Genomic DNA, 13,472 nt, shown 5'->3' on the forward strand with positions numbered 1-13,472 from the left:
TATCTCAATGAGATACCTTTATTATATGAAAATTTCATTTATCTATTGATACTTTTGAATCGTAGTAATGAATAAAGTTTTCTTACCATTATATTCCTTTACCTCTGCTTTATCAATAATTTCAGAATATATTTTAGTAGAGGAGTCGCTAAATTCATAACCTTCAATAATTACAGGATTATTTTCTGGAAGCTGATATTGAGTGTTAAAAATAGAAAGAGGTAACCAATCTAAAGTACCTACATTTTGCTTATATTTTACCTCTGTTAATCCATTCTGAGCCAAATAACTGTACTTCTTTAGGGTGGTAGGCAACGTGGCTGCTTTGTAAGGAGTTGTGCTTTGTACCATTGCTTTTCTGGCATTAAATAGATTGACAGTTCCTACAGCATCATTGCAAATCGCAAATTTTACATTTTGGTTTTTCTGCGCAAATAGGGTTGCAGAAGCAAACACTAATAAAGAGTATAGAATTTTTTTCATAATCTAATAAATATAGGAATTAAAAACGCGATAAATATACTTCTTTTTTGTGAATTCCCAATATAAAAATGTGATATTTTGAGAATTGCTTAGGATTGATGTTTTATGATATAATATTTCTTATGAAAAGTAAAAGCATCACTTTTAAAGTGATGCTTTTATTTATATGATTATTCAAATATTTAATTCTGATTAGTCAGAAATTTTATAAACTACCATCTTTGCAGTTACATTGCTGCTAAGTAAAGCTACGTTAAGTCCTGCTTGATTGTATCTGAAATCAATAACATCACCGGCAGTTAATTGATAAACAGAATCAACATATGTATCACTTACAATTACACTTATCGCTACAAGAGGGGCAAGAAGTGAAATACTAGCTCCACCAAAAAAACCTTCATCCATTACCACTCCGTTTCTGAAGATTCCAATTTTTGGAGTACCCCCATTGAAGTTGAGAAGACTTACATTTAAGTTTACTCCATCTCCGTAACGGTAGTTGAATTTAACAGCGTAAACACCAGTACTTGGAACAGTATATGTGTCAGTCGTAGTGTCAAAGTTTGTTCCTAAAGTTGCAGGACCGAAATTTATTTTCTCGTATCCGTTACTTCCGGTTAATCCTAGAAGAGCACCAGTACCAACTACGGTAGCTTTTGCTATTGTAGTGTTTACGGTACCACTAGTGTTGGAGATGAACAAGGAAGGGTCAAGCATTTTAACCTCTTTTGTTGTTGTGTCAATTCCTAAAACTTGGTGTCCTACAAGAGTTGTAGAGTTTGGTGTCGTTCTGATTTTAGCATTACCATTTACATCCAATGTAGCAGTAGGTGTAGTGGTATTAATACCGACGTTCCCTGTTTGCGCAATACCTGTCCCAAATAGGCCCAAGAAGATCAGGGTGTAGAAATTCTTTTTCATGTTTTTATATTTAATTGTTTGTATTCTTAGTAATTAGTGATGTAAATATAATATAAAAAACTTAACTTATTTTATTTTTTTTAACAATGTTTTTGTTGGTATTGCTTTTTTATTATGAATAATATTTTTAATTTTTAATTAAAATGTTTGTTTTTTTACTATTTGCTTTGTTTTTATTATTGATTTTTTCAAGAATGGGTCTTGGTTATTTAAAATTTTAATTTACTGTTTTGTGAAATATTTTATAATATTTATGACTTTTCTTCCCAATTTTGGTTAATAAGATCCATTAAAAAATCCGGACATTTAATAATTTTATTAGTTTCGGCTGATAAAAAGAAGAGAGTGGTGGAGGCTTCAGTCAATTTTACCTGTTCTTCATTGTAAATTTCATATTCAAATTCTATTCTTACTCCCGGTCTTTTTTTTAGGTAGGTGTGAATTTCTAATTTTTGATCGTATAAAGCAGGTTTTAAATACTTAATTTTATATTCGGAAACAGGTAACCAAATTCCTTGATTTTCAATCTCATTATAAGACATCCCTATACTGCGAAATAATTCAACTCTACCTAATTCTAGGTACTCTGCATAGTTGCCATAATAGACATATTTCATAGGGTCTGTTTCTCCGTAACGTACTCGTATTGAGTGTGTTGTGTGTATCATTTTTAGGCTTAAATTATACATACAAATATATTTTTAAATAATCAATACCCGCAATATTTTTTTTTAAAAAGAAAAAATTGGACCTTTGTCTTCCTTCTAAAAATAATACTAACAAAGAATAATCAGGGCATAAATATGGATGGAAATTTAATGATGATATGGCAGAAATGCCTTCAGTTTATGCGTGACAATCTCAACGCAGCTGAAGATAATTCTGATCTTAAAAAACTTGAAAAATCTTTCGACTTACTGTTTGATAAAGTGCAGCCAATTTCTTTGGTTGACAATAATCTTACATTAATGGTTCCGAGTGATTTTTACAAAGAATATATTGAGGATAATTACCTATCCCTGCTTTCTGCTGCCCTGAAGAAAAATATAGGAAAAGGTGTGAAACTTTGGTATTCAGTAATGGAAAATAAGCCAGCTGGTTTAGAAAAGCCCGTTACTATGAATATGAAAGGAAAAACAGTTCCTACGCCAAAAGTTCAGGAGACGATGCCACAAGGTTTCTCTTCAAATATAGTGAATCCTTTTGTCGTTCCAGGAATCAAGAAAGTAAATATTGATTCTAATCTGAAATCAGACTTTTCTTTCGAAAACTATGTTGAGGGAGAAAGCAATAAATTTGCAGCTACAGTAGCGAGATCTATTGCAAAAAGACCAGGAGCAACGGCTTTCAACCCTTTGTTCTTATACGGAGGTTATGGAGTGGGGAAGACGCACTTAGGGCAGGCTGTAGGACTTGAAGTAAAGAGTCAGTTTCCGGATAAAGTGGTTTTATACTTATCTTCTGAAAAGTTTATTCAACAGTTTATCTCGGCTGCAAAAGCACATAAACAAACGGAGTTTGCTAACTTCTATCAAATGGTAGATGTGTTGATTATCGATGATATTCAGTTCCTTTCAGGGAAATCTGCAACACAGGATAGTTTCTTCCATATTTTTGATTATCTGCATCAGAATGGAAAACAGATTATCCTTACTTCAGATAAGGCTCCAGCGGATATTATGGATATTCAGGACAGAATTGTTTCACGTTTCAAATGGGGACTTTCTGCAGAAATTAAATCTCCGGATGTACATACGCGTAAGCAAATCATTGTAGATAAATTAAGCAGAGACGGGATCGTTCTTACAGAAGACATGCTTGATTTCCTTGCTGCAGAAGCGAAAACAAACGTAAGAGAACTTATTGGTGTGATTAACTCAGTGATTGCTTATTCTACCATTTATAAGTCTGACTTAAGTTTAGAACTATTAAAAGATACAATCAATAAAATTGCAGCCAATCAGAAGAAAGTGATCAATATTCCTTTCATTCAGGAAGTTGTATGTGATTATTTTGGAATTAAAAGAGAGCAGCTTTTATCTAAAACAAGAAAAAGAGAAATCGCTCTTCCAAGACAATTAGCGATGTATTTTGCGAAAGAATTTACCAATGCTACTTTTACGAAAATTGGTGAAGAAATGGGAGGTAAAGACCACTCAACGGTAATGTATGCTTGTGATACGATTAAAGATGTTTCTAAAATCGATAAAGAAGTAAAAAAATACGTTAAAGATCTTACTGAAAAGATAAAAAATTAAAAATCATTTAATTTAAATACGAGAAATGAAGAATAGGACCTATTCTTCATTTTTTGTTTAGTTTTGCCTAATTAATAAAAAAGAGAACGATTTTAATTTTATATAAATATATATGAAGATATTAATGGTCTGTCTGGGAAATATATGCAGAAGTCCTTTAGCAGAAGGAATTATGAAAACTAAGCTTCCTGATAACTATGCTGTAGATTCAGCAGGTACAATTTCTATGCATGAAGGTGAACACCCCGATAAAAGAGCAATAAAAACTGCTGCAAACCATAATATTGATATTTCAAAACAACGGTCAAGACCAATTACAGCTGCAGATTTTGAAAATTTCGATAAAATTTACTGTATGGATGTAGATGTTTTAGCTGATGTGGTCTCAAAAACAAAAAATGGGGAACAAAGACAAAAAGTATCCTTATTCTTAGAAGTTTTAGGGGATCATGAAAATGAAGAAGTTCCCGATCCGTATTGGGGAGATATGAAAGATTTCGAAAATGTTTTTCAGCTTCTGGATAAAGGTTGCGACAAGATTGCAGAACATTTATTTTTAAAATCGTAATTTACATTCATCATTAGAACAATTCAAAACCATGCTTTTCTTATTACCAGCTTATCTTTCTGAAAATACTTCTATCACGCATTTTTCACCAGTGATAAAAGAATACATTATGCAAACCGATTACTTTTTTGTGGAAAATGAAAAAACTGCCAGAAAAGTAGTTAAGTTTTTTGCTCCCGAAAAAAAACAGTCGGATTTAAAGCTTTTTCTTTTAGATAAATACACTGAAAATGCCGATATTAAAGAAGCCCAACAACTGATGCTGAAGGGGCAGGATTTTGGATTGCTTTCAGAGGCGGGACTTCCTTGCATTGCTGATCCAGGAAATTTAATGGTAAAATGGTGTCATGAAAAAAACATCAGAGTAATCCCTATTTCAGGGCCTTCATCGATTATTTTGGCGCTTATTTCAAGTGGTTTTAATGGTCAGGAATTTACATTTAACGGATATCTTCCGATTGATAAAAGTGATAAGAAAAAACAGATTGTACATCTGGAGAGTTTAGTTCAAAAGACGGGTTATTCCCAAATTTTCATGGAGACTCCTTACAGAAATAACCAGCTTTTCGAAGATCTGACGAAGTTTTTATCACCCAATACAAAATTGTGTATCGCTGCCAATATCAACGATCCGGAGCTAGAATTTATCAAAACGAAAACCATAAAAGACTGGCAAAAACAGAAACCGGAACTTCATAAAATTCCTGCTGTATTTGTTTTAGGTAAATAATAAAGAATGCAAAACGTTTTTTTTAATTATTTTCTCGCAGATTTTGCAAATTTTGCAGATTTTTTTAATTAGTAAAAGGATCAGCGTAATCAGCAAAATCTGCGAGAGAAAAAATTATAAATTATTCACAACTCTTTTAATTCCATCCAAAATATTAGTAGTATTAAAATTTACAAGTAACCCGAGTTTCTTGTTGGATAGTTTAAGATAGGTCTGTAATTGTTTAAAATGAATATCTTCAAGACTCTTTACCGACTTTAATTCTAGAATTACTTTATTTTCAACTATAATATCAATTCTAAAATTGAGGTCAAATTTTTTATTATCATAAATAACTGGTAATATTAATTCTGCTTTTACGTCAAGTCCATTTTCTTCCAGTTCATAAATTAAAATCTTTTGATAAACGGTTTCCAAAAGACCGGGACCAAGTTTGTTGTAAACATTAAAGATGCATTTTCTTACGAGGTAAGAAATTTCGTTTTCATTCATTTGTTTTTTATGCAAATTAAGGAAAATAGAAAATTCAATTATCGATTATTTTAATGTTAAGATTATTTTTTCTTTCTGCCTCGCCATTTTCTCCAAAGAAAAACAAAAACGGGAATCAATAAAAAGAACGGCCACAGTGATATAATTCCTAGTATAAAAGCGACAAAACTATTCCAGCCTTCTGTTACAGAATCTCCAAAACGGCTTCCAAAACCAATCTTTGAAGTGGCAGAACTTCTTACTTTTTCCTTATATAAATTTAGATTTAATGTACTGTAATTAACACGGTCATCAATAAAACGTAATCTGCCTTCTGATACATCAATTTCGTCTTCAAGTTCACGGATCTTTTCCTGAATTTCCAGCATGTCTTTTGTGGTAGCAGCGCTTTTGAGCATATCTCGGTATTTTTCAAGATATATTTTTTTGTTGGCTAATTTTATGGAAACGTCGGTATATTCCTCTGTAACATCATTTGAAGATATATTTTTAGATAAAACAGAACCTACTCCGTTAGAAAAAGAATTCACAAGAGTGTCAAAGTTTTTATGGGGAACTCTGATAGTGATATATAAGTTTTCATCAGTATCCGTATTCTGAAACTCTTCCTTCTGAATATATGCCTGATTGTTTTTTATTATCTCATTGATCTGATTTTGTGATTTTTTAATATCTCCAACCTGAATTCTCATATCTCCATTTTTGATAATTTTTTTGGAAATAGTGTCAATTCTTTGTGTTGGAGATGGAGTTTTGTTTTCTGAAACAGTTTTATCTGATGGCTGAGATGCATATGAAGCAACAGGTGAGCTAACCGAAGCTACTTTATCTTCCTGTAAAACCTCTGTTAAGTCAGCACGAACTTCCTCTTTGGCAATATGTTCAGATTTGTTACAGCTGATAATAATTAAACAAAATAATGAGATAGATAATTTTTTCATACATAAAGTTTGGATGGCTTTATCAAAAAGTATGCGAAAAGTCGATTTTTATTCTAAATTTTTAATAATTATTTGGAATTAATGTGATTTCTTTTGTTTTCTATATTGTTACAGCATTTCAAACGGTTAAAATTGAATTTATTTTATATTTTTATTGAATGAAAAAGAGTCTTTTAGCTATTATATGTTTTCCGTTTTTAATCTATGCTCAGGAAGTTCCAAAACTGACGGATGAAATGGCGATCAAATTATCAGAAAAACCGCTTCATTGTATCAATCAGGAATACCCTAATAAAACCGCACATATTATTAATAATGTTGGCGAAGTTCCGTTGAGTCCGAAAGATCTGCATCCAAGCTTTTACGGGTGTTTTGACTGGCATAGTTCCGTTCATGGACATTGGATGCTGGTTCGTTTATTAAAAACAAAACCGAATTTATTAGTTGCAAAAGACATCGAAAATATTTTAGATAATTCATTTAAAAAAGAAAACCTTCAGACAGAAGCTGATTATTTTACAAAATATGAACTAACCGGAACTTTTGAAAGAACATACGGTTGGGCTTGGCTGTTGAAACTGGATGAAGAATTAGCAACTTGGAATCATCCGAAGGCGAAAATCTGGCATCAGAATTTAAAACCTTTAACGGATAAGATTTTGAGTTCATGGAAGACGTTTTTACCAAAACAGACCTATCCAAACAGAACAGGAGTTCATCCTAATACTGCATTCGCCATGGTTTTTGCTCTGGATTGGGCAAGAGCGACAGGGGATAAGAATTTTGAAAATCAATTGATTGAAAAAGCAAAATATTTTTATTTAAACAATACGAAAACTCCGGCCTATCTTGAACCGGATGGTTCGGATTTCTTTTCTCCGAGTCTGGAAATTGCTGATTTGATGAGAAGAGTTCTGCCTCAAAAAGAATTTGTACAATGGTTGAATAAATTCTACGAAAAACAAAGTTTAAAGAATATTGAAAAAATTCCTGTGGTGAGTGATCTGAGTGACTATCAAACAGTGCATTTGGTAGGATTGTCTTTCACTAAAGCATGGTGTATGAAGGGAATAGCCAAATCTCTTCCGGATAATCACCCGTTGAAAAAAGAGTTTCAAAAGACGGCTACTGTATTTTTAAATAATGGTCTTCCTTTGCTTTTCCAGGGAAATTATGGTGGAGATCACTGGTTGGCAAGTTTTGCGGTTTACGCTTTAGAAGATTGAAAAGCTTGAAGTTGGAAGATAGAGGCTGGACGTTTTTAACACGACATCCAAACTTCCATCTTCCAACATCTGACTTCCTTGCCCAAATCTAATACTTGATTCCCAGTTTTTTAAGAATAAAGCTTAATAACCAGATAGGTCCTATCAGAAGAAATTGTAAGTCTTTCAGGAAAGACGGTTTTTTGCCTTCAATTTTATGACCTACGAATTGTAAAATCCATGTGATGACAAAAATAGCGAGATAAAAAAGCCAGGATTTTGTTCCAAAAGTTACATTGATTAAGGAAACAAAATGCTCCATCAATAACATTATAAAAACCATGATGATGGCAATTCTCCATGATAATCTGAAATAAAAAATAGTAACCAGAGCTAAGGCAACAAAACTGGCAATGCTTAGAAAACCATAATATTTCAGATACATATTGGGAGTCGGAATATATGAGATAAACCCCAGAATTGTCCAGAAGATTAAAGGAACGCAAATCCAGTGAATCAGTTTATTGGTTGAGTTTCTATGGCTTTCACCATACTCAGCAAGTAACAAATCTATCTTTCTCATATCGAATTTTGTAAAATACTAAAATAATAAATTTTTGCAATCGCTCAAGACTTTGCTTACATTTGTGCTATGTCTGTCTTAGAAAAATTCGGGGTTGATGTTTTTACGCAACATAATATATTCGAGAGAATCGCTGTCGATAAACCTTTCCGTCCTGAAAATCCGGCATTTATATTCATTAAGACAGGGAGCATTAAGCTCAAACAGCATTTTCGCGATTTAGAACTTTCTGCGAATATGTTTATGGTAACAGACCCGCAGACTATTTACGAAATGGTTTCTGTAAGTGACGATTTTCAGTCGAGAATGGTATCTTATAAAAGAGAATTTATTTCTACTTTATCTTTGAAATTTAATCGGTTAATTACATATCGTTACTTCCGACAGCAAATGAATATCGGCGTTCCTTTTCACCAGGATGAAATGGATGTTGTTTGGAAAAGTGTAAACTTTCTTAAATACATTTTGGACTCCGAAACAGAAATGACCTACAAAAAAGAAATTGTAGAACATCTTTTCTCTGTTTTTTGTTATCAGATGGCTGGAATTATTTCTCAGGAAGACAGTAATTCAATGAGTCAAATGTCGAGACAGGAAGAGATTGTTTTTGTTTTTTTAAACGATATTGCAAACCATCATCTTACAGAGCGTACAGTGGAGTTCTATGCCGACCGACAGTCGATTACAACGAGACATCTTTCATCTGTGATAAAGACTATTACGGGGAAGTCGGCCAGTCAGATTATTGCTTTAATTATCGTGAATGAAGCAAAGGTATTGCTAAACTCTTCAAGTAAGCCTATTTCAGAGATATCTTCGATATTAGGCTTTAGTGATCAATATTCATTTTCGCACTTTTTTAAGAAGCATTTGGGCGAAAGTCCGTCACAATACAGACATCAGTTCGAAAACTAAAATCTTACATTTGAACATCTTTTTCCAATTCTCAAACATTTGTTTGAGTTTTTGAACGCCATAACTTTGTACCCGTAAAACAAGGTAAAATGGTAAAGTATGTAAAAACAGCACTATCACTCGTGATAGCTCTATTTCCTGCGCTGTTTTTTTCACAAGAAATAAAGCAGATGACAGCGAATGAGGTAGCCGAACTTGCGGTGAAAAATCATCAGCAGTTGAAAGTTTCGGCGCAAAATATCGATATTGCAAAACAGAATACGAACGTTACTAAACTTCAGAAACTTCCTACGATCACGGCTTCTACAAGTCAATTTTATTTAGGAGATGCAGTAGCGATCGATAAAGATTTTTCCAATTCAACCAATGTTCCGATGCCTCATTACGGAAGTTCCTATGCGGTTCAGGCAACCCAGCTGATCTTCAAAGGTGGATTGGTCAACAAATCTATTGAACTGGCCGGACTTCGTGAGCAGCTTTCGGAATTGGATTTAGAGAAAAATAAACAGGATGTGAAATTTTTGGTTATCTCCAATTATTTAGATGTTTATAAGATCTTAAACCAACAGGAAGTATTTCAGAACAACAAAAGGCTGGCTCAGGAAAGATTAAAAAATATCCAGAAATTTTATCAGCAGGGAATGGTTACCCGAAATGAAGTAATTCGGGGCGAACTGGCGATCAAAAATTTGGATCAGGGAATTTTGACTTTGGTGAACAATAAGAAAATCCTTAATTATAATTTAAGTATCGCTTTGGGATTACCAACTGATACAGAGATTCTCCCGATTGAAAGTTTAGAGAATAAAGAAGCCGGAATCGGAATGGAATATTATGTAAATCTTGCCCATGACAGTAATCCTGCAATGAAATCTGCGAAAACAAACAGGGATGTTGCAGACAAGAATATTGAGATCATAAAAACCGATAAAATGCCTACGGTTGCAGGTTTTGGAGGATATACTCTACAAAGACCGATTACCACAAGAAATCCTGTCTTAGATATGTATTCAGGAGGTTGGCAAACTGGTGTTTCTCTAAGCTATAATATTGATAATCTATATAAAACGAAAGAAAGAGTAAAGTTAGGAGAGTTACAAAAAACGCAGGCCAATGATGCGATAACCTTAACACAGCAAAATATTGATATGGCTGTAAATGCTGCGTATGTAAAATACCAGGAATCTATTCAGCAGGCGGATATTCTGAATGATGCTAAAAAACTGGCGGAAGAAAATTACAATATTACAGAAGCTAAATATTTGAATCAACTGGCAGTGCAGGCAGAAATGATCGATGCGCAGAACCAAAAACTACAGTCAGAATTGGATTATGCCAATGCAGAAATCAATGTGCTATATCAATATTACAATCTTCTGAAATCTACAGGAACTCTTTAATTTTTAAAACTGAAAACAATGGAAAACAAGGAACAAAATACTCAAAATACATCTTCAGCACCTGTACAGTCAAGTGCTGCGGCAAAAAAGAAAGAAAATAAAAAAAATAAAATCAGAGCCATTATCTCAAATGTTATTGTCTTTTTGCTGATTGGCTTCGGATTATTCTGGCTGGTTCGCGAATATTTTCACGTTGGGGATAAAACCTATACCGAAGCAGCGCAGGTTGAGGAATTTATTAACCCGATTAATACCCGAGTTTCGGCTTATATCAAAGAAATAAAATTCATAGAGCATCAAAAAGTTAAAAAAGGAGATACTTTAGTTATTCTTGATAACCGTGAAATTCTAACGCAGCTTGGTCAGGCTGAAGCAGCTTTTCAAAATGCTTTAGCTCAGAAAACAGCAACAAGTTCATCGGTAAATACAGTTTCAAACAATATCAATGTTATGGAATCTAATATTGCCGGTGCAAAAGCGAGACTTTGGAATGCCGAACAAAATTTAAACAGATATAAAAATCTTCTGGCTTCAGAAGCGGTTACAAGACAGCAATATGATCAGGTGAAGACAGAATATGATGCTCAAAAAGCAGCGTATGAAACTTTGGTGAACCAAAAGCAATCTGCCAATCTTTCTACTACGGAAGTGAAAAGCAAATTAGGAATTAATGATGCCGAAATTAAGAGAACAAAATCTGCTTTGGATATGGCGAAAATTAATTTGTCTTATACTGTAATCACAGCTCCTTATGATGGCGTAATGGGAAGAAGAACGATCTCAGAAGGACAGTTGATTCAACCGGGGCAACAAGTGGCAACCATTGTTCTGAACGGACAAAAGTGGGTAACTGCCAATTTTTTAGAAAGTCAGATGCCGAATATTAAAATTGGAGAAAAAATGATGATGACAGCAGATGCTTTAGGCGGACAAAAATTTGAAGGAGTGGTAACTGCAATATCTGCGGCAACGGGTTCAAGATATTCAAGTGTTCCTACAGATAATTCGACCGGAAACTTTATTAAAGTTCAGCAGAGAATTCCTGTAAGAATTGAATTTGCAGCTTCCAATAAAAAAGAGGATGTAGATAAGCTGAGTGCAGGGATGAACGTAAATGTGAGTTTTGAAGGTAAAAAGTAAAAAGAATCAAGTAAAAAGTAAGATTCAGTGAATTAAAAAATACGTAGCAATTGATATGAGTTCATAATCTACGTAATACTTTAATCTTTTTACCTTTTACTTGGCTCTTAGTTAAATCTAAAAACATGTACAACAAAGGATTATACAACGACTGGGTTCCGAAACCTGTACAGCTTTTATTGATTGTATTGCTTCTTGCGGTAGTGATGCCGCTTGGTGGAGTGTATGTAGGAAATATAAGTTATGTAGTAAGCGGAACCGGTGCGATGACCGAATATTTTATGTGGGCGAATTATGCAACAACCATTGGAATGGGAGCGTGTATGCCGATCGTTCTCAGAATGAAAATGAGATTCAAGGTTCGAGATAAAATGGTGGTTTTATTGGTGCTTTTGGGTTTGCTGAGCTATCTCAATTCAACCACTCTTGATCCGATGATTTTTATTGTTTCATCCTTATTTATAGGGTTTTTAAAAATGATGGTGACGATCGAATTATTTTTACCATTAATGGCGATGATCGGCAACAGAGGAATGTTTTATGGAGCGTTTTATACATTTGTTCTGGTGTTTAACCAGATTTCCGGATACTATGCGGCTGAAGTTTCGATTCATTACAACTGGCAGCATTTTTATGTAATTATGGCGGTTGCATGTTTTGTACTGGCTTTGATACACTGGGTTGTTATGCATGATAAATATTTTGCGTTAAAAGTTCCGTTACATTATATTGACTGGTTAAGTATCCTGCTTTTTGTCTCTACATTTATGTTTTCGGCGTATGTTTTCTCATTCGGAAAGCAGCAAGACTGGCTCAATTCAAAAAATATAATCAATGCAAGTATAGCGGCTTTCCTGAGTTTTGCTATGTTGGCCATTCGTCAGCTTACTTTAAAAAGACCTTATCTTTCCTTTAAAATATTCACTAGAAATAATGTTCAGCACGGCTTATTCATGCTTTTTATGTTAGGAATGTTTTTAGGAACAACCACGATTCAGAATTCTTTTGCAGTGGGAGTTTTGGGATATGATCAGCTAACGAATGCGAAACTGAATGTATTGATGATTCCCGGGCTTATTTTAGCTGGAGTAATTGCTATATTCTGGTTTAAAAAAGAAATTCCGTTGAAGATGTTCATCTTTTCAGGCTTTTCTGCAATGATAGGCTATGCAATGGTAATGTACTTTTCTATGGTGCTGGAATTCAATTATGAAAACTGGTATTTACCCATGTTTCTGAAAGGATACGGAATGGGTTCGCTTTTCATTTCCGTTTGGTTTTATACATTAGATAAACTGGAAATGGATGATATGTTGGCTGCCATCGGATTGGTATTGGTTTGGAGAACATTTTTAGCCGTTGGGTTTTTCTCTACAATTTATTCATGGTTCTTATATCATTTTCAGGTGGTTGCTATCGGAGATCTGGCTGTTTACATGGACGGAATGACCATTACTCCGCAAAATGCAGCAACTGGTTTAAAAATTATTCAGCTGAATGCCATCATTGTTGCCAGTAAAAAAATATTCGGATACATTATTTTGGCGGGATTGGGAGTTCTGATCTATGTTTTCACCCATCATTTTGGAAAAGAACGTTTAGAGTATGCAAGATTTGTTAAAATATTAAGCGGGAAATCAGCTTTGGCGAGAAAAAGACTTCGAGAAAGAAAAAGATTGTTACAGGAAATAAAAGATGCAGCTGGTCCTGCACTATAAAGATACCTTGTTTTTCATCTGTAAAACTCCATTTTATTGTAAGATGGGGTTTTACTTTTTTATACATCTAAAAAATTAAACATTTATTTAATTATATGAAAGATTTCATATTAGTTTG

The 13,472-nt window shown here is 33.7% G+C and carries 14 protein-coding genes; 8 read left to right on the plus strand and 6 right to left on the minus strand.

The annotated features are described in order from the left end of the window. Positions 1 to 42 precede the first annotated feature (42 nt). The 3 genes from JI747_RS01180 to JI747_RS01190 all read right to left on the minus strand — a co-directional run bounded on the left by JI747_RS01180 (position 43) and on the right by JI747_RS01190 (position 2,072). Positions 43 to 483, minus strand: coding sequence for a hypothetical protein (locus JI747_RS01180; protein ID WP_225685678.1), 441 nt, complete (start codon positions 481 to 483; stop codon positions 43 to 45). A 192-nt stretch (positions 484 to 675) separates the two neighbouring features. Continuing rightward, entirely contained in the window at positions 676 to 1,374 is a 699-nt protein-coding gene (locus JI747_RS01185) for a hypothetical protein (protein WP_225685679.1), read from the minus strand. 281 nt (positions 1,375 to 1,655) lie between these two features. Beyond that, positions 1,656 to 2,072 (minus strand): acyl-CoA thioesterase, encoded by a 417-nt coding sequence (locus JI747_RS01190; RefSeq protein WP_225685681.1) that lies wholly within the window; start codon positions 2,070 to 2,072, stop codon positions 1,656 to 1,658. Positions 2,073 to 2,207: 135 nt separating this feature from the next. Between JI747_RS01190 and dnaA the strand changes: the two genes are divergently transcribed. From dnaA to JI747_RS01205, 3 genes are all read left to right on the plus strand, one after another. Further along, positions 2,208 to 3,662: a chromosomal replication initiator protein DnaA gene (dnaA, locus tag JI747_RS01195; RefSeq protein ID WP_225685683.1), complete on the plus strand. Its 1,455-nt coding sequence runs from the start codon at positions 2,208 to 2,210 to the stop codon at positions 3,660 to 3,662. 112 nt (positions 3,663 to 3,774) lie between these two features. Beyond that, on the plus strand, positions 3,775 to 4,230 hold the full coding sequence (locus tag JI747_RS01200; RefSeq protein ID WP_225685685.1) for a low molecular weight protein-tyrosine-phosphatase: 456 nt from the start codon (positions 3,775 to 3,777) through the stop codon (positions 4,228 to 4,230). Between the two features lie 31 nt (positions 4,231 to 4,261). Beyond that, on the plus strand, positions 4,262 to 4,960 hold the full coding sequence (locus JI747_RS01205) for an SAM-dependent methyltransferase (protein WP_225685687.1): 699 nt from the start codon (positions 4,262 to 4,264) through the stop codon (positions 4,958 to 4,960). Between the two features lie 114 nt (positions 4,961 to 5,074). On the opposite strand, the gene JI747_RS01210 is transcribed toward JI747_RS01205, so the two are convergent. Both JI747_RS01210 and JI747_RS01215 read right to left on the minus strand, forming a co-directional pair. Further along, entirely contained in the window at positions 5,075 to 5,452 is a 378-nt protein-coding gene (locus tag JI747_RS01210) for a GxxExxY protein (protein WP_225685689.1), read from the minus strand. Between the two features lie 62 nt (positions 5,453 to 5,514). Next, complete coding sequence (locus JI747_RS01215) at positions 5,515 to 6,393, minus strand: DUF4349 domain-containing protein (RefSeq protein WP_225685691.1); 879 nt, start codon at positions 6,391 to 6,393, stop codon at positions 5,515 to 5,517. 158 nt (positions 6,394 to 6,551) lie between these two features. On the opposite strand from JI747_RS01215, the gene JI747_RS01220 reads away from it, so the two are divergent. Further along, complete coding sequence (locus JI747_RS01220; RefSeq protein WP_225685693.1) at positions 6,552 to 7,619, plus strand: DUF2891 domain-containing protein; 1,068 nt, start codon at positions 6,552 to 6,554, stop codon at positions 7,617 to 7,619. An 88-nt stretch (positions 7,620 to 7,707) separates the two neighbouring features. Here JI747_RS01220 and JI747_RS01225 read toward each other — a convergent pair whose 3' ends face one another. Further along, positions 7,708 to 8,181, minus strand: coding sequence for an Mpo1 family 2-hydroxy fatty acid dioxygenase (locus JI747_RS01225; RefSeq protein ID WP_225685695.1), 474 nt, complete (start codon positions 8,179 to 8,181; stop codon positions 7,708 to 7,710). A 69-nt stretch (positions 8,182 to 8,250) separates the two neighbouring features. Here JI747_RS01225 and JI747_RS01230 point away from each other — a divergent pair, with 69 nt between their 5' ends. From JI747_RS01230 to JI747_RS01245, 4 genes are all read left to right on the plus strand, one after another. Beyond that, positions 8,251 to 9,096 (plus strand): helix-turn-helix domain-containing protein, encoded by an 846-nt coding sequence (locus JI747_RS01230; protein ID WP_225685696.1) that lies wholly within the window; start codon positions 8,251 to 8,253, stop codon positions 9,094 to 9,096. Positions 9,097 to 9,185: 89 nt separating this feature from the next. Then, a complete protein-coding gene (locus tag JI747_RS01235) occupies positions 9,186 to 10,496 on the plus strand; it encodes a TolC family protein (RefSeq protein ID WP_225685697.1) in 1,311 nt (436 codons plus the stop codon). Between the two features lie 18 nt (positions 10,497 to 10,514). Then, positions 10,515 to 11,636, plus strand: a complete 1,122-nt coding sequence (locus JI747_RS01240; RefSeq protein ID WP_225685698.1) for an HlyD family secretion protein — start codon at positions 10,515 to 10,517, stop codon at positions 11,634 to 11,636. Positions 11,637 to 11,761: 125 nt separating this feature from the next. Next, positions 11,762 to 13,354 carry an MFS transporter gene (locus JI747_RS01245; protein WP_225685699.1) on the plus strand — a complete coding sequence of 531 codons (1,593 nt, stop codon included), beginning with the start codon at positions 11,762 to 11,764 and terminating at the stop codon, positions 13,352 to 13,354. Positions 13,355 to 13,472: the final 118 nt, after the last annotated feature.

This window comes from Chryseobacterium tagetis, from assembly GCF_016735585.2.
GTDB classification, from domain to species: Bacteria; Bacteroidota; Bacteroidia; order Flavobacteriales; family Weeksellaceae; genus Chryseobacterium; species Chryseobacterium tagetis.

Bases quoted from the DNA above. Each gene is read 5' to 3' on its own strand.
- JI747_RS01215 (WP_225685691.1), bottom strand. From the start codon at position 6,393: ATGAAAAAATTATCTATCTCATTATTTTGTTTAATTATTATCAGCTGT.
- JI747_RS01190 (WP_225685681.1), bottom strand. From the start codon at position 2,072: ATGATACACACAACACACTCAATACGAGTACGTTACGGAGAAACAGAC.
- JI747_RS01245 (WP_225685699.1), top strand. From the start codon at position 11,762: ATGTACAACAAAGGATTATACAACGACTGGGTTCCGAAACCTGTACAG.
- JI747_RS01240 (WP_225685698.1), top strand. From the start codon at position 10,515: ATGGAAAACAAGGAACAAAATACTCAAAATACATCTTCAGCACCTGTA.
- JI747_RS01180 (WP_225685678.1), bottom strand. From the start codon at position 483: ATGAAAAAAATTCTATACTCTTTATTAGTGTTTGCTTCTGCAACCCTA.
- JI747_RS01225 (WP_225685695.1), bottom strand. From the start codon at position 8,181: ATGAGAAAGATAGATTTGTTACTTGCTGAGTATGGTGAAAGCCATAGA.
- JI747_RS01220 (WP_225685693.1), top strand. From the start codon at position 6,552: ATGAAAAAGAGTCTTTTAGCTATTATATGTTTTCCGTTTTTAATCTAT.
- JI747_RS01200 (WP_225685685.1), top strand. From the start codon at position 3,775: ATGAAGATATTAATGGTCTGTCTGGGAAATATATGCAGAAGTCCTTTA.
- JI747_RS01230 (WP_225685696.1), top strand. From the start codon at position 8,251: ATGTCTGTCTTAGAAAAATTCGGGGTTGATGTTTTTACGCAACATAAT.
- JI747_RS01210 (WP_225685689.1), bottom strand. From the start codon at position 5,452: ATGAATGAAAACGAAATTTCTTACCTCGTAAGAAAATGCATCTTTAAT.
- JI747_RS01205 (WP_225685687.1), top strand. From the start codon at position 4,262: ATGCTTTTCTTATTACCAGCTTATCTTTCTGAAAATACTTCTATCACG.
- dnaA (WP_225685683.1), top strand. From the start codon at position 2,208: ATGGATGGAAATTTAATGATGATATGGCAGAAATGCCTTCAGTTTATG.
- JI747_RS01235 (WP_225685697.1), top strand. From the start codon at position 9,186: ATGGTAAAGTATGTAAAAACAGCACTATCACTCGTGATAGCTCTATTT.